Origin of the sequence: Pseudomonas sp. FSL W5-0299 (genome assembly GCF_005930655.1) — a bacterium.
Lineage (GTDB): Bacteria > Pseudomonadota > Gammaproteobacteria > Pseudomonadales > Pseudomonadaceae > Aquipseudomonas > Aquipseudomonas mandelii.
In genome coordinates this window covers 450,314-465,815 of record NZ_RXHX01000001.1, presented here as the reverse complement: position 1 = coordinate 465,815, position 15,502 = coordinate 450,314, and the positions used below count along the sequence as shown (strand labels likewise).

The 15,502-nt window shown below is 60.0% G+C and carries 12 protein-coding genes; 5 read left to right on the top strand and 7 right to left on the bottom strand.

The window, feature by feature from the left end:
• Window positions 1-36 precede the first annotated feature (36 nt).
• The 4 genes from FHL16_RS02225 to FHL16_RS02205 form a co-directional block, all read right to left on the bottom strand.
• The gene (locus tag FHL16_RS02225) at window positions 37-1,080 is read right to left on the bottom strand and encodes an ABC transporter substrate-binding protein (RefSeq protein WP_010467181.1); all 1,044 of its coding nucleotides are present in this window, start codon (window positions 1,078-1,080) and stop codon (window positions 37-39) included.
• A 48-nt stretch (window positions 1,081-1,128) separates the two neighbouring features.
• Window positions 1,129-2,253, bottom strand: a complete 1,125-nt coding sequence (locus tag FHL16_RS02220) for an ABC transporter ATP-binding protein (protein ID WP_010467179.1) — start codon at window positions 2,251-2,253, stop codon at window positions 1,129-1,131.
• A 326-nt stretch (window positions 2,254-2,579) separates the two neighbouring features.
• Window positions 2,580-3,221 (bottom strand): response regulator, encoded by a 642-nt coding sequence (locus FHL16_RS02210; RefSeq protein ID WP_154501908.1) that lies wholly within the window; start codon window positions 3,219-3,221, stop codon window positions 2,580-2,582.
• Window positions 3,222-3,367: 146 nt separating this feature from the next.
• Entirely contained in the window at window positions 3,368-5,764 is a 2,397-nt protein-coding gene (locus FHL16_RS02205; RefSeq protein WP_077747318.1) for a PAS domain-containing sensor histidine kinase, read from the bottom strand.
• A 73-nt stretch (window positions 5,765-5,837) separates the two neighbouring features.
• Here FHL16_RS02205 and FHL16_RS02200 point away from each other — a divergent pair, with 73 nt between their 5' ends.
• A complete protein-coding gene (locus FHL16_RS02200; protein ID WP_077747317.1) occupies window positions 5,838-6,830 on the top strand; it encodes an alpha/beta hydrolase family protein in 993 nt (330 codons plus the stop codon).
• A 125-nt stretch (window positions 6,831-6,955) separates the two neighbouring features.
• On the opposite strand, the gene FHL16_RS02195 is transcribed toward FHL16_RS02200, so the two are convergent.
• The 3 genes from FHL16_RS02195 to FHL16_RS02185 are packed head-to-tail and all read right to left on the bottom strand — an operon-like array spanning window position 6,956 to window position 9,412.
• On the bottom strand, window positions 6,956-7,723 hold the full coding sequence (locus FHL16_RS02195; protein WP_077747316.1) for a TerB family tellurite resistance protein: 768 nt from the start codon (window positions 7,721-7,723) through the stop codon (window positions 6,956-6,958).
• Between the two features lies 1 nt (window position 7,724).
• Window positions 7,725-8,396 (bottom strand): N-acetylmuramate alpha-1-phosphate uridylyltransferase MurU, encoded by a 672-nt coding sequence (gene murU / locus FHL16_RS02190; protein ID WP_077747315.1) that lies wholly within the window; start codon window positions 8,394-8,396, stop codon window positions 7,725-7,727.
• Window positions 8,393-9,412 (bottom strand): aminoglycoside phosphotransferase family protein, encoded by a 1,020-nt coding sequence (locus FHL16_RS02185; protein WP_077747314.1) that lies wholly within the window; start codon window positions 9,410-9,412, stop codon window positions 8,393-8,395. The genes murU and FHL16_RS02185 overlap by 4 nt, the downstream gene beginning before the upstream one ends.
• Window positions 9,413-9,542: 130 nt before the next feature.
• On the opposite strand from FHL16_RS02185, the gene FHL16_RS02180 reads away from it, so the two are divergent.
• Genes FHL16_RS02180 through rsmA form a run of 4 tightly spaced genes read left to right on the top strand, consistent with a single transcriptional unit; the run spans window position 9,543 to window position 15,439 of the window.
• Window positions 9,543-12,341 carry an LPS-assembly protein LptD gene (locus FHL16_RS02180; protein ID WP_077747313.1) on the top strand — a complete coding sequence of 933 codons (2,799 nt, stop codon included), beginning with the start codon at window positions 9,543-9,545 and terminating at the stop codon, window positions 12,339-12,341.
• Window positions 12,322-13,638 carry a peptidylprolyl isomerase SurA gene (gene surA / locus FHL16_RS02175; RefSeq protein WP_010467166.1) on the top strand — a complete coding sequence of 439 codons (1,317 nt, stop codon included), beginning with the start codon at window positions 12,322-12,324 and terminating at the stop codon, window positions 13,636-13,638. The genes FHL16_RS02180 and surA overlap by 20 nt, the downstream gene beginning before the upstream one ends.
• Complete coding sequence (pdxA, locus tag FHL16_RS02170; protein ID WP_077747312.1) at window positions 13,635-14,624, top strand: 4-hydroxythreonine-4-phosphate dehydrogenase PdxA; 990 nt, start codon at window positions 13,635-13,637, stop codon at window positions 14,622-14,624. The genes surA and pdxA overlap by 4 nt, the downstream gene beginning before the upstream one ends.
• Complete coding sequence (gene rsmA / locus FHL16_RS02165) at window positions 14,621-15,439, top strand: 16S rRNA (adenine(1518)-N(6)/adenine(1519)-N(6))-dimethyltransferase RsmA (protein ID WP_010467164.1); 819 nt, start codon at window positions 14,621-14,623, stop codon at window positions 15,437-15,439. The genes pdxA and rsmA overlap by 4 nt, the downstream gene beginning before the upstream one ends.
• Window positions 15,440-15,502: the final 63 nt, after the last annotated feature.

The following is a 15,502-nucleotide window of genomic DNA, read 5'->3' as shown; positions in this document are numbered from 1 at the left end:
CGATCATCCGCAGAACCGTCGTCCTGTGTGACTTGCTTATTTGGCAGCCCAGGAATTGAAGCGCTGCTCCAGTTGCTCGCCGTTGTCAGCCCAGAAGCTGACGTCGATCTGCACCTGGTTGGCGATGTTTTCCGGGGTGGTCGGCATGTCTTTCAGGACATCCTTGGCCAACAACGGTACGGCTTGAATGTTGGCCGGGCCGTAAGCGATGTTTTCCGAGTAGGTCTTCTGCTGCTGCGGCGCCACCGAGAACGCGATGAATTTCTTCGCCGCTTCGGCGCGCTTGGCGTCCAGACCTTTCGGGATAGCCCATGCGTCGAAGTCGTAGATACCGCCGTTCCACACGACTTTTAGGTTGCTTTCTTTCTGCACGGCGGCGATCCGGCCGTTGTAGGCCGAGCTCATGACCACGTCACCGGATGCGAGGTATTGCGGCGGTTGTGCGCCGGCTTCCCACCACTGAATGCTTGGCTTGAGCTCATCAAGTTTCTTGAATGCACGGTCCTGACCGTCTTTGCCGGCCAGCACTTTGTAGACGTCTTTCGGCGCAACGCCGTCGGCCATCAGCGCGAATTCCAGGGTGTACTTGGCGCCTTTACGCAGGCCGCGCTTGCCCGGGAATTTCTTGGTGTCCCAGAAATCCACCCAGCTGGTCGGTGCCGAGGCCAGTTTGTCGGCGTTGTAGGCCAACACGGTCGACCACACGAAGAAACCTACGCCGCAAGGCTGGATCGCGCCCTTGACGTAATCTTCGGATTTGCCGAACAGCGCAGGATCAAGTTGCTCGAACATGTCTTCGTCGCAACCGCGAGACAGTTCTGGCGACTCAACTTCCACCAGGTCCCAGGACACGCTCTTGGTGTCGACCATGGCTTTGACCTTGGCCATCTCACCGTTGTATTCGCCAGCCACGATCTTGCCGTTGCCTGCCGCTTCCCACGGTGCGTAGAAGGCCTTGACCTGCGCCGCCTTGTTCGCCCCGCCAAAGGACACCACGGTCAAATCCGGGCCCGCCGCCATCGCGTGTGCCGCACCGATCATGCCCATGACCAAAGCGGTGAATTTCAGGGATCTCAACATTTATTGTTCTCTCCACGTGCAGGGTTGGTGTTGGTGTAGCCGGGGCGATCAGTTCGCCTCTAGAAGGGGGTCGAGCGCGCGAACGTGTTCGACCTGCCAGCCAAGCGGTACCACGTCGCCGACAGCCAGCGCGGGATCGAGCTCGGCAATCGGTTGTTTCACGAAGAAGTCGGTCTTGCCGCAGACTTCCAGGCGAACCCGGACGTGGTCGCCCAGATAGATGAATTCCGCTACCCGCCCTGAGAAGCGGTTGACGCAGGACTCGCTGGAGCCGTTGAGGCTTACGCGTTCCGGGCGAATCGACAGCGTGACCGGTTCGCCGGTTTTGCCGACGTTGACCGCCAGGGCTTCAACCTTTTCACCGCGGCCGAGCTCGACGATGCAGCGGTCGCCGGTCTGGCTGTGCAAGCGGCCGTTGAGGCGGTTGTTCTCGCCGATGAAATTGGCGACGAAGGTGTTTTTCGGCTCTTCATAGAGGGTGCGCGGCGCAGCGATCTGCTGGATCTCGCCCTGATGGAACACCGCCACGCGGTCGGACATGGTCAGGGCTTCGCCCTGATCGTGAGTCACGTAGACTACGGTCACGCCGAGGCGCTGGTGCAGGTGTTTGATTTCCATCTGCATGTGTTCACGCAGCTGTTTGTCCAGTGCGCCGAGGGGTTCGTCCATCAGCACCAGTTGCGGTTCGAACACCAATGCGCGCGCCAGGGCCACACGCTGTTGCTGACCGCCGGACAGTTGTGCCGGGTAGCGCTGGGCGAAGGCGTCGAGCTGAACCATGCTCAGCACACGCTTGACCCGGTCACTGACATCGCTCTTGTTCAAGCCGCGCACGGTCAGCGGGAACGCCAGGTTCTCGGCGACGGTCATGTGCGGGAACAACGCGTAGTTCTGGAACACCATGCCGATGTCCCGCTTGTGCGGCGGTACATTGTTGATGGAGCGTCCGGCCAGCTGGATTTCGCCGGCGGTGGGTGTTTCGAAACCGGCGAGCATCATCAGGCTGGTGGTCTTGCCGGAGCCGGAAGGCCCAAGCAAGGTGAGGAACTCGCCTTTGCGAATCTCCAGGTTGAGGTCTTTGACGATCAGGTTCTCGCCGTCGTAGCTTTTTTGCACTCCACGAAAGCTGACCAGAATGTCACTGGCCCCTGCGTTTGAATCGACCTGGCTCATACCCACACCTTTTTTGTTGATGACTGCTGTGGACTAAGCCTAGTGGACGCTGCCGACCGCGCAAATCGGGGCGCAGGAGAGAATCGCCTCAGCGGGATGGAAGGTTGGGTGTAGGGATTGCCCTACAAGGATGGCGGGGATGGGCAGGTGCAACGGTGATTTGCAGCTGCAAGCGGCAAAAATGGGCAAAAGCGGGATTTCAGGATGTCGCAAATGGATATGACGACGAGATTCCTGTAGGAGCGAGGCTTGCCCGCGAAGGCGCCCGCGCTGGCGCTAAAAGCTTCGCGGGCAAGCCTCGCGCCTACAGGGGATCGCATTCATATCTAGAGGAGTTTGTGTTCCATCGCGTACTTCACCAGTTCCGCCAGTGAGGTGATGTTGAGCTTTTGCATCAGCCGCGCCTTATGGGTGCTGATGGTTTTGCTGCTCAGGGCCAGTTGCTGGGCGATATCGTTAACGTTGGCGCCCTGGGCCAGACGTTCGAACACCGAGAACTCACGCTCCGAGAGCAATGAGTGCAACGGCCGCGAATCGGTCAGGCCGACTTCGAAGACCATGCGGTCCGCCAGGTCCGGGTCAATGTAGCGACCGCCCGCAGCGACCTTGCGGATCGCTGTCAGCAACAGCGCCGGATCGCTGTCCTTGGTCGCATAACCCGCGGCGCCGACCTTTAATGCCCGGGCAGCCATTTGTGCCTCGTCGTGCATCGACAACACCAGGATGGCCGGCGGATTGTTCAACGCACGAATCCTTGGAATCGCTTCCAGGCCATTGACGCCAGGCATGGAGATGTCCAGCAACACCACTTCGCAGGGCACATGCCGCAAGGTTTCGAGCAACTGCTCGCCATTGCTCGCCTCCCCTACCACCAGCAAGTCCTTGGCCAGGCCAATCAACTGCTTGATGCCTTCACGGACGATGGTGTGGTCTTCGGCTACCAGTACACGGATCACAGTCTTCTCCATTCTTTTTATGTAAGAGCCAAGATCATTCTCGGGCAAGCTCGCTTCTAAAGTGGACTGCGGGGTATATCAGCTATCTGCGCACCTGCCCGAATCCCTGTGGGAGCGAGCCTGCTCGCGATGACGAAAGCAAAGTCACCACGAAGCCTTCAGCCCTCATCCACCGGCACTCGCACACTCAACGTGGTGCCCTCCCCCGGCTCACTCTCCAGCGACAACCGCCCGCCCATGATCAACACCCGCTCACGCATGCCGACCACACCGAAGGACGTTGCCCTGCCCGTGGCGGGGACAAATCCTACGCCATCATCGCTCACCGTCAGACACAACTCGTCACCTTCCAGCGTCAATGTCAGTTCGACAGTATGCGCCTGGGCATGCCGCATGACATTGGTCAGCGCTTCTTGAAGGATTCGGAACAGCCCAATGGCCTTGGCATCACTGAGCACCGGCAGGTTCTCCGGCACCTGCACCAGACATGGAATCTGCGTGCGCGCCTCGAAGCGCCGGGCCTGCCACTCGATCGCCGAGGCGATCCCGGCATCGAGAATCGGTGGTCGCAGCGCGGTCGCCACATCGCGCACCAGCTGGAACAGCTGCGCAATCAGGCGTTTCATGCTGTTCAAGCGCTCGTTCAGACCAGGGTCGAGCTGGGCGTAGGCCAATTCGCACATGGAGGTTTCCAGCTTCAGTACGGTGAGCATCTGACCCAGTTCGTCGTGAACCTCGCGGGCAATGCGCGCTTTTTCCTCTTCGCGCACGCTCTCCAGGTGAGCGGACAGCTCACGCAGTTGCTCACGGGAACTGGCCAGTTCCAGCTCGATGCGCTTGCTCTCGCTGATGTCCCAGACAATCCCGTCCCAAACATAGGCGCCATCTTCGAGCCGACGAGTGATGGCCTTGATCTCGGCCCAGCGCTGCTCGCCCGAACGAGTAAGAATCCGCCCCTGCCACGACCAGTCACTGTCGGTGTCCAGCGCATGGTCCTGAGTCTGGTGATAGCTGGCCTTGTCGTCCGGGTGCACTAGGCTGCGCAGGCCTTTGTCACGGTGGGCCAGGGTCGCTGGCGAATAACCCGACAGGCTCTCGCTGCCTTCGCTGATGTAGGCAAAGTCGATCTGCCCTGTCACCGGCGCCCGCTCAAGGCGGAAGACCAATCCCGGAACGTTGGCCGCAATCCCCTGCAACCGCGCTTCGCTTTCCTGCAACGCCGCCAGAGCGCGACGACGTTCGGTGACATCGTTGAGGTAGACCACCAGGTATTCACCACCACGAAAGCGCATAAAGCTCAACGAAACATCGGTCGGCAGGATGCTGCCATCCGCTCGCACACAGTTGGTTTCGAAACTTTGCGGCCCTTCTTCGCTGGCCCGGGCACGCTTCCACAGGTTCAGCCAGCGGTCCATGTGCAGGCCCGGCTCAAAGTCGATCAGCGGCCGATCCATGATGCCGCCGACCGGATACCCGAGCATGGTTTCGGCCGCGCGGTTGGCGTAGCGCACGTGGCTGTCCCAATTGACCCAGAGTATGCCGACGGTGCTCTGATCGATGGAAAATTGCGTGAGGCGCAACGCCTCTTCGCTGGCCTCGCGCAGGGCGATGTCCGCGCGCGCCTCCAATAGTCGCTGTTCCAGACTGTGTTGTTGGCGGCGCTGCCAGAACACGATGGCCATGCTGCTCAACATCAACACCGCCATCAACAGGCTGAGGTTTTGCCAGAAGCCCGGGGTCTCGGTCAGGCGCGGGTATTTGGGTTGCAGCCATTGGTTGTGCAGTTGCTCCAGGTCCTTGGCCGGGATCGCCCGCAGCGCGCTTTCGACGATGCCGGCCAGTTCCGGTTGATCCCGCCGCGTGGCTACTCGCAGCAATTGCGGCAAGCCGATGTCACCCACCACGACCAGCCCGGCAAATTCAGGCTCGACGGACAGCCGCCCCAATTGCGCTTCATCGACCACGGCATAACCGGCCTGCTGACTCAGCAACAATTGCAATGCCTGGCGCTCGGTCGGTACGCCTTGCAGGTTCAGGTGGGGATAGTTGCCGCGCAGATAGTCAGCCGTCGCACTGGGCATGCGCACAGCGACGCGGGTTTGGCTGTCGAGTTTTTCCAGCTCCACGGCGCCGGTGCTTTTCTGGTCACTGACCACCAGTTGCGGCACCCGCATGTAGGGGTCGGAGAATTGCCAGAACCGCAGGCCGGCGGGGGTTTGGGTCAGCCCGGGAGCGATGTCGATTTCACCCTCGCGCGCGGCGGCTTCCAGTTGCGTAAGGTCGGGGAAATTACGCCAGCTCAGCTCGACCTTGAGCACTTTGGCCAGCCATTTCATCAACTCGACGTTGACCCCCGACAGGCGCTGCAAGCGGCGATCGTATTGCGCGTAAGGCGCCTGCAGCACCAGCCCGACACGCAATTCTCCGTGCGCTGCCAGCCACTGTTGTTGCTGGAGCGACAGGGGCGCGACGTGCGTCGGTGGCGCGGAAGCCGCCCAACTCATCAAGGGAAACCACAAACAGCCGATAACCCACAGGCAGCGAAAACGCATCATCGAAGTCTCACACACTGACAAATACTGACCAACCCATTAGGCTGCCGGAATAACTTCTGGCCTGGAATATCCGATGCCCCCTGTCTACCGCCTGGCATTGCCAGCATTGTGCCTGTCGCTGATCCTGCCTTGCGCCTTTTCCGTCGAGGCCGCCGACCCGGCACCTGCCGCTGCGGAAAAACCCGCAGAAGAAAAACCGGTCGAACGCCAGCCACTGCTTGAGCGTAGTCAGGAAGAAACGACAGCACTTGAGCGAAAAATCCCCGCGCAGGAACAGCAACAGCTGCAAGCCGGCGCCGACACCTTCCTTGCGCTGTGGAAACCGGCCAACACCGCCGAGCCCAAAGGCGCGGTGATTATCATCCCAGGCGCAGGTGAAACCGTTGACTGGCCGCAAGCAATCAGCCCGTTGCGTAACAAATTGCCCGACGCGAAGTGGAGCAGCCTGAGTATCACCTTGCCGGACGTGCAAAGCGACGCCATTGCGCCACGCGTCATGGAAATGCCGCCAACGCTCAAGGCGCCGGAAACCGGCAGCAAGGACTCGACCACGGCCGCTCCCATCGAGCAAGCGGCAGGTGGTGAAGCGGAAGTAGCCGACAAGGCCATCGCCGAAACCACTGAGGAACAGTCAAAGGCCGCCGCCGAACGCATCTTTGCTCGAATTGATGCGGCCATTGCGTATGCCGAACAGCAAAGCGCTCGCAGCATCGTGGTGTTGGGCCATGGCACAGGCGCTTATTGGGCCGCGCGTTATTTGAGCGAGAAGCAGCCGTCGCAAGTGGAAAAATTTGTGATGGTCGCGGCACAGACGCCTGCCGCGGCGAAACCCGAACTGGTCGAACTGACGCCGACACTGAAGCTGCCGACGGCAGATATCTTCTACATGGATAAGCCGCTGGATCGCAACGCAGCACTGGCACGGATGCAGGCCAGCAAGCGCTTGAAGTCTTCAGCGTTCAGCCAGGTGTCGCTCAAGGCGTTGCCCGGTGACGCCAAGGCCGAGCAAGAGCAACTGGTGCGCCGGGTGCGCGGGTGGTTGAATCCGCAGAAGGCGGCGGACTGAAAGACCGCGTCGCCCCCATCGCGAGCAAGCCTAGCTCTTACAGGTTCTGTGTTGTATGACGCGAAACCTGTAGGAGCGAGGCTTGCCTGCGAAGACGGTATCCCTGGCGACACGAATCTTTCCAGCTACCGAAAATCCCGCCGCTCACGAATCAACGTATAAGCCGTATGCAGTTCGCGAGTCTTGTCCGTCGCCTCACGCACCTGCAACGCCGTCGCACCGCTGCCGGCAATCTTGTCCGGATGATGGCGACTGAGCAGGCGTCGATAGGCACGCTTGATCTGCGCTGGCTCGCTGGTCGCCGACACCCCCAACAGCTGCAAGGCATCCTGATAAGTCAGGGTGCTGCTGACCTGCGGGCGCTTGTGCTGATCGTAGTCAGCCGCCAACGCCAGTACTTGTTGCGGCGTCCAGCCCAGCCACTTGCCCCACAGGGCCAGCAATTCACGTTCATTGTTCCCCGCACGCCCATCGGCCCAAACCATGCGCCAACAGGCGCGCAATACGCCTTCCGCGGCGTGGGGCTGAGCACTCAAGCGCCGCAGATACCCGCGCAACCGGTCACGGCCCGACTTGCCGCGATTGAACGCGGCAATGGCACGACGCTGCGCCGATTCGGTCATTTCCAGCGCACGCATTTCCTGGCGAGCCTGCTGGATGTGACCATCCACCACGCGTCCATCGCTCTTGGCCAACCGTCCCAGCAACACGAACAACAGTTCATCGTTGCGCAGCATCGGACGACCGCCGAGCTTTTCACGCAAATGCCCCCAGCTTTGCAGGTGCAAGCGCCGATCCAGCGCCTGTCCCAGCAAAGCACCGAGCATGGCCCCCGGAATGCTGGCTATGGCAAAGCCCGCTCCGGCTCCAATCAGAGTCCCTGGCCACAGCATCTCAGCGTCTCGCTTCTATCAGGGTTTCAACTTCAGCCAGGCGTTCATGCGTGCCGACATCCACCCAGTGTCCGCTCAGGCGTTCGCCGGTAACCTGTCCATCCTCCATCGCTTTGCGCAGCAACGGCGCCAGTTTGAAGGCGCCGGCCGAGCAACCGTCGAACAGTTGCGGATGCAGCACGGCAATGCCGCTGTAGGTCAGGGTGTCGGCGTCGGGCTGACCGTCGCGCACTTGCCCGTCGACCAGCGTGAAATCGCCGGTCGGGTGATGGGCCGGATTGTCCGCCAGCACCAGGTGCGCCAACCCGGCGATGGGTTGATGCAGCACGCTGAAGTCGTAGTCAGTCCAGATGTCACCATTGACCACCAGGAATGCTTCATCGCCTAGCAGAGGCAATGCGCGGAAGATACCGCCGCCGGTTTCCAGTGGCTCCCCTTCCGCTGAGTACTGAATACGCAGGCCGTATTGCGAGCCGTCACCCAAGTAGCTTTCGATCTGCTGACCGAGCCAGGCGTGGTTGATCACAATCTCGGTAAACCCGGCGTTTGCCAGGGCTTTCAAGTGGTACTCGATCAGAGGCACGCCGCCAGCACGAACCAGCGGTTTGGGTGTGGTCAGGGTCAGCGGGCGCATGCGCTCGCCTTTGCCGGCCGCCAGAATCATCGCCTTCATGCAGGGGCTCCAGCACGCAGGCTCAGCAGCAACACATCCAGCTCGGCCAGCTCAGGACGGCGGGCGATCACTGCATCTATATAAGCAAAGAAGCGCGGCACATCGGCCAGGTAGCGCGGCTTGCCGTCGCGATGGCAGATGCGGGCGAAAATGCCGATCACTTTCAGGTGACGCTGCACGCCCATCAGGTCGCTGGCGCGCAGGAAGTCTTCGAAATCAGGCTGCACGGGAATGCCGAGCGCACCCGCTTGCTGCCAGTAATTTTCCAGCCAGGCGTGCACACGCTCCTCGGGCCAACTGAGGAAAGCGTCCTTGAACAGGCAAGTGACGTCATAGGTCACCGGGCCGTAGACCGCGTCCTGGAAATCCAGCACGCCGGGGTTCGGCTCGCTGAGCATCAGGTTGCGAGGCATATAGTCGCGATGCACCAGCACTTTAGGCTGGGCCAGGGCGCTGTCGATCAGCAGCTCAGTCACGTGCTGCCAGAGCATTTGCTGCGCCGAGTCGAATTCGATGCCCAACTCGCGCTTCACGTACCACTCGGGGAACAACTCCAGCTCACGACGCAGCAAAGCCACGTCGTAACTCGGCAACGGCGCGACCATCGGCAATTGCTGGAAAGCCAGCAATGCTTGCAGGGCATCCTTGAACAAATCGTCGGCGTTTTCGCTATCAATCACGTCCAGATAAGTCTTGTTGCCCAGGTCATTGAGCAAAAGAAATCCGCGCTCGAGGTCTTCGGCATAAATTTTCGGCACATTTATTCCGGACTTCGCCAACAAAAAAGCGATATCCACGAAGGGTTTGCAGTTTTCCTGGGGCGGTGGCGCGTCCATCACGACGAAACTTCTGCCTTCGCCTTCCCACCGGAAATAGCGCCGAAAACTCGCGTCACTACTGGCCGCGGTCAATGTGGCCGGGGGTACGACGCCCCAGCCCTGTTCTGCAAAGAGGATAGCCAACTGCTCATCGAGCCAAACTTTCAGGTGTTGCAAACGTACATCTTGGTCAGGCATTGCAAGGGTCTCCGACGGCGCTAGCCGTCAAGCGGGTCATGCTTTATTATCCAGCATCTTTTTCAGACCATCGAGAGGCGTGCGGCCCACACCGCGGGCAGATGGCACGCAGGAAGCCCGGACTAATAAGATGGCATTGAAATCCCCCGCGTTTCGTAAAAAATTTCCGTTGTTGGTTACCGGCAGTCTGCTGGCCCTGCAACCCCTAGCCACTTCTTTCGTGGTCGCCGCGGAACAGTATGACTGCTCAGTCTCTGCTTCGGGTGCTTGGGACTGTGCGCCAAAAGCGCCAGCGGCGGCATTGCCTCCGCGTCCCGTCCATGACGGCAGCGCAGTTTCCGCCACCGGCGAACCTGCGTCCGAAAGTGGCACCAGTGAAGACACTGGCGCCAAGCCTGTGCTGGTTACCGAGTCCAAAGGCCGCGGCCTGAAGTCGCGTAGTGCAGACTACAGTCACCTCGACTGGGTTCCGCGCGAGAACCTCACGGCAGCGCAACTGGCAGAGACCGGTCCTTACTGCTCTGGTTCCTATATCGAACCGATTCGTCCTGGCATGAATGACAAGACGAATAAAAGTGACGCTCCAACCTTTATCGGCGCCAAAGCCTCCCGCTATAAGCAGGAAGAGCAAGTCGCGACCCTGGCCGGTGACGTCGTCATGCGCCAGGGCAGCATGCAGGTTGAAGCCGACGAAGCGAATCTTTACCAGGCCGAGAGCCGTGGCGAACTGAGCGGCAACGTGCGCATTCGCGACAACGGCGCACTGATCGTGGGCGACCACGCCGACGTGCAGCTCGATACCGGTGAAGCCAAGGTCGATAACGCCGAATACGTGATGCACAAATCCCGTATCCGCGGTAACGCGCTGTACGCCAAACGTGCCGAAAACGCGATCATCCGCCTCAAGGATGGTACGTACACCACGTGCGAACCGAACAGCAACGCCTGGCAGCTCAAGGGCAACAACATCACCTTGAACCCGGCCACCGGCTTCGGTACCGCGACCAACGTGACACTGCGGGTCAAGGACATTCCTGTCCTGTACACGCCGTACATCTATTTCCCGATCGATGACCGTCGCCAGTCCGGCTTCCTGCCGCCGACTATCGGCACCGGCAGCGATACCGGCTTCATGCTGGTCACACCGTATTACTTCAACCTGGCACCGAACTACGATGCCACGTTGTACCCGCGCTACATGAGCAAGCACGGCCTGTTGATGGAAGGCGAGTTCCGTTACCTGACCCCGTCCAGCGAAGGTCAGTTCGGCGCTGCGTACCTCAACGACGAAGATACCGATCGCAGCAAGCAGACCGACTACCAGAAAAACCGCTACATGTATAACTGGCAGCACAAGGGTGGTCTGGATTCGCGCGTTCTCACACAGGTCGATTACACCAAGATCAGCGATCCGTATTACTTCCAGGATCTGCAGACTGATCAGATTGGTGTGAAAAGCGCTGATTTCGTCAACCAGCAGGGTTCTGTCACTTACCGTGGCGACAGCTATACCGCTCGCGTGAACGCTCAGGCTTATCAGTTGGCGACTGTTTCGAACATCACGCCGTATGACCGTTTGCCGCAGATTACCTTTGATGGTGCGCTGCCGTATCACCCGGGCGGACTGGATTTCAATTACAACACTGAAATCGTGCGGTTTGATCGTGACTTGGAAAACGGCTCCTTCACTGATGAAGACGGCAATGTGTCCCCACGCCTGGACACAAACGTTTTCGGGCTGGCTCGCGCAAACGGTGATCGCCTGAATGTCGCCCCGGTTGTCAGCTATCCGATAAATGCCAGCTATGGTTTCCTGAAGCCATCCTTGAAATACCAGTACACGCAGTACCAACTGGATTTGGACAGCAAGGGTAAAGCCGACATTGCTTCGCAGAATGCGGAACAAGACAAGCTCAACGGTACCTTCGGCACTAACCAGAGCCGTGGCGTGCCGATAGCAAGCATCGACAGCGGCTTGTATTTTGATCGCAACACCCAATGGTTCGGCAAAAACTATCGCCAGACGCTTGAGCCGCGCCTGTACTACCTCTATGTCCCGGAGAAGGATCAGGAAGACATTCCTGTCTTCGACACCGGGGAAAATACCTTCAACTATGCGTCGCTGTTCCGCGACAACCGGTTCTCGGGTTCCGACCGCGTCGGCGACGAAAACAAGCTTTCGCTGGGTATAACCAACCGCTGGATCGAAGACAACGGTTTCGAACGTCAACGCATCAGTGTCGGCCAGGCCTTGTACTTCAAGGACCGCGAAGTTCAGTTGCCGGGTATCGATGCAAAGACCCGCGACGATGCGCACTCCAACGTGTCGCCTTATGCGCTGGAATACGAGTACCGCTGGAACCGCGATTGGCGCACCACGGCCGACTACAACTGGGACCCGGACAGCCGCAGCCCTCGCTCGGGCAGCGCGATGTTCCACTACCAGCCTGAAGACAACCCGAACAAGGTCATCAACGCCGGCTATCGCTATCGCAACGACCAGGTTCGTTACGACCAGAACACCGGTAAATGGTCGGTAGGCGGCGGTGACTACGGCACCCCTGGCCAGCCTAACTACGTGAAGGACTACTACAAAATCCAACAGCACGACTTCTCGGTGATCTGGCCGGTCGTGCCGCAATGGAACGTCATCAGTCGCTGGCAGTATGACTACAACCGCAACCGTACCCTGGAAGCCTTCGGTGGTTTCGAGTACGACAACTGCTGCTGGAAACTGCGCCTGATCAATCGTTACTGGGTTTCCTATGACGAATTCAGTCAGAACGCCCCGGAAAACGAAAAAGGCGACCACGGCGTCTTCCTACAAATCGTTCTGAAAGGTCTCGGCGGCCTCACCGGCGCCAAAGTAGAGAGCTTCCTCGACAAAGGCATCCAAGGTTATCGTGAACGTGAAGACCAAGCTTTCTGATTGTCTGCGCCCGCTAGTGCTGGGCGCGCTGTTCCTGGGTACTGCGGCCAACGCCGCGGTACAGTCCATCGATAAAGTGGTGGCCATTGTCGACAACGACGTGGTCATGCAGAGCCAACTGGACCAGCGTGTTCACGAAGTTCAGCAAACCATCGCCAAACGCGGTTCTGCGGTTCCGCCGGCCGGCGTGCTGGATCAGCAGGTGCTTGAGCGTCTGATCGTCGAAAACCTGCAATTGCAGATCGGCGAGCGTTCCGGCATCCGCATTACCGATGAAGAACTGAACCAGGCTGTCGGCACCATTGCCCAGCGCAATAACATGTCAATTGATCAGTTCCGTGCTGCCCTGACTCGCGACGGCCTCTCTTATGAGGACGCACGGGACCAGATTCGTCGCGAAATGATCATCAGCCGTGTGCGCCAGCGTCGTGTGGCCGAGCGCATTCAGGTGTCTGAACAGGAAGTGAAGAACTTCCTCGCTTCCGACCTTGGCAAAATGCAGCTGTCCGAAGAATTTCGCCTAGCCAACATCCTGATTCCTACGCCGGAAAGCGCCAATTCCGATGCGATTCAGAATGCAGCCAAGCAAGCGGACGCGGTTTACCAGCAACTCAAGCAAGGCGCTGACTTCGGTCAGTTGGCAATCGCCAAATCCGCCAGCGAAACCGCACTGGAAGGCGGTGATATGGGCTGGCGTAAAGCCGCTCAATTGCCACCTCCGTTCGATCGCATGCTGAGCACCATGACCGTTGGCGATATTACCCAGCCAATGCGCACGCCGGGCGGCTTCATCATCCTGAAGATCCTCGACAAGCGTGGCGGTGAGACCCAGACCCGTGACGAAGTGCACGTGCGTCACATCCTGGTCAAACCTAGCCCGATTCGTGACGAAGCAAAAACCAAAGCCCTGGCTGAATCGCTCTATACCCGAATCGAAGCGGGCGAAGATTTCGGCGAACTGGCGAAAAGCTTCTCGGAAGACCCGGGTTCCGCCCTCAACGGTGGCGACCTGAACTGGATCGACCCGAACGCATTGGTGCCCGAGTTCCGCGAAGTGATGGCCAAGACCCCGCAAGGTCAACTGTCCAAGCCGTTCCAGACTCAATACGGCTGGCACGTTCTGGAAGTCCTTGGCCGCCGCGCCACCGACAGCACGACCCAGGCCCGTGAGCAGCAGGCGATGACCGTACTGCGTAACCGCAAATACGACGAAGAGCTGCAAACCTGGCTGCGTCAGATCCGTGACGAAGCGTATGTAGAGATCAAACTCCCTGGTGCAGACCAGGCAGCGCAGTGAAACCCAAGCGTTTCGCGCTGACACCCGGCGAACCGGCCGGCATAGGTCCTGACCTGTGCCTGCTGCTCGCCTCGCAAGCCCAGCCACATCCCCTGATTGCCATAACCAGCCGCGACCTGCTCCTTGAGCGGGCCGCGCAGCTGGGTGTGGTCGTCGATTTGCTGCCGGTAACACCGGACAGTTGGCCGGATGCCCCGGCACCCGCCAACAGCCTGTATGTCTGGGATACCCCGCTCAATGCACCGGTCATCGCCGGGCAACTGGACAAGGCCAATGCGGCTTTCGTTCTGGAAACCCTGACCCGTGCGGGCCAAGGCTGCCTCGACGGGCATTTCGCCGGCATGATCACCGCCCCCGTGCACAAGGGCGTGATCAATGAATCGGGCATTGCCTTCTCCGGGCACACCGAATTTCTCGCTGACCTGACCCATACCGCACAAGTGGTGATGATGCTTGCCACCCGCGGCTTGCGCGTGGCGCTGGTCACCACTCACCTGCCCCTTCGGGAGATTGCCGATGCAATCACCCCGGAGCGTCTGGAACGGGTCACGCGGATTCTGTACACCGACCTGCAACAAAAGTTCGGCATCGCCCGGCCACGCATCCTGGTCTGCGGGCTAAACCCGCACGCCGGTGAAGGCGGACATCTGGGCCATGAAGAAATCGACATCATCGAACCTACATTAGAGCGCCTGCGCGGCGAGGGCATGGACCTTCGCGGCCCCCTGCCCGCCGACACTCTGTTTACCCCCAAATATCTGGAGCACTGCGACGCGGTGCTGGCGATGTACCACGACCAGGGCCTGCCTGTGCTGAAATACAAAGGCTTCGGCGCGGCAGTCAACGTGACCCTGGGCTTGCCGATCATCCGCACATCGGTCGACCACGGCACTGCCCTGGATCTGGCCGGTAGCGGCAACATCGACACCGGCAGCCTGCAAGTCGCCCTGGAAACCGCCTACCAGATGGCCGAGACCCGTTTATGACCGAACATTACCAACACCGGGCGCGCAAGCGTTTTGGCCAGAACTTCCTGCACGATGCCGGCGTTATCGACCGCATCCTGCGCTCCATCCACGCCAAGCCTGAGGACCGCCTGCTGGAAATCGGCCCGGGCCAGGGTGCACTGACCCAGGGCCTGCTGGGCAGCGGCGCGCAACTGGACGTGGTGGAACTGGACAAAGACCTGATCCCGATCCTCAATCAGCAGTTCGCTGGCAAGAGCAACTTCAATCTGCATCAGGGCGACGCACTGAAGTTTGACTTCAACAGCCTGAACGCAGCCCCGGGCAGCCTTCGGGTCGTCGGCAACCTGCCGTACAACATCTCTACGCCGCTGATTTTTCACTTGCTGCACAACGCCAGCCTGATTCGCGACATGCACTTCATGCTGCAAAAGGAAGTGGTCCAGCGTATGGCGGCGGGCCCTGGTGGCGGTGACTGGGGCCGTCTGTCGATCATGGTTCAGTATCACTGCCGGGTTGAGCATCTGTTCAACGTTGGCCCCGGTGCGTTCAATCCGCCACCGAAAGTCGATTCAGCCATCGTGCGCCTGGTGCCTCACGCGGTGCTGCCGCACCCGGCCAAGGATCACAAGCTGCTGGAGCGTGTTGTGCGCGAAGCCTTCAACCAGCGCCGCAAAACCCTGCGCAATACCCTCAAGCTGCTGCTGAGCAACGACGAAATCACGGCAGCCGGCGTCGACGGCAGCCTTCGTCCAGAGCAGCTCGACCTTGCCGCCTTCGTGCGCCTTGCCGACAAGCTCAGCGAACAAGTCCTGGCTACTCCCGCCGTCGACTGACAGCCGACGAGCGTTATCGGGTAGGACACCAGCGCCCATGTCTGGTTTACTACCCGATACTTG

Bases quoted from the DNA above. Each gene is read 5' to 3' on its own strand.
- murU (WP_077747315.1), bottom strand. From the start codon at position 8,396: ATGAAGGCGATGATTCTGGCGGCCGGCAAAGGCGAGCGCATGCGCCCG.
- FHL16_RS02220 (WP_010467179.1), bottom strand. From the start codon at position 2,253: ATGAGCCAGGTCGATTCAAACGCAGGGGCCAGTGACATTCTGGTCAGC.
- FHL16_RS02225 (WP_010467181.1), bottom strand. From the start codon at position 1,080: ATGTTGAGATCCCTGAAATTCACCGCTTTGGTCATGGGCATGATCGGT.
- FHL16_RS02180 (WP_077747313.1), top strand. From the start codon at position 9,543: ATGGCATTGAAATCCCCCGCGTTTCGTAAAAAATTTCCGTTGTTGGTT.
- FHL16_RS02185 (WP_077747314.1), bottom strand. From the start codon at position 9,412: ATGCCTGACCAAGATGTACGTTTGCAACACCTGAAAGTTTGGCTCGAT.
- FHL16_RS02200 (WP_077747317.1), top strand. From the start codon at position 5,838: ATGCCCCCTGTCTACCGCCTGGCATTGCCAGCATTGTGCCTGTCGCTG.
- FHL16_RS02210 (WP_154501908.1), bottom strand. From the start codon at position 3,221: ATGGAGAAGACTGTGATCCGTGTACTGGTAGCCGAAGACCACACCATC.
- FHL16_RS02205 (WP_077747318.1), bottom strand. From the start codon at position 5,764: ATGATGCGTTTTCGCTGCCTGTGGGTTATCGGCTGTTTGTGGTTTCCC.
- FHL16_RS02195 (WP_077747316.1), bottom strand. From the start codon at position 7,723: ATGCTGTGGCCAGGGACTCTGATTGGAGCCGGAGCGGGCTTTGCCATA.
- rsmA (WP_010467164.1), top strand. From the start codon at position 14,621: ATGACCGAACATTACCAACACCGGGCGCGCAAGCGTTTTGGCCAGAAC.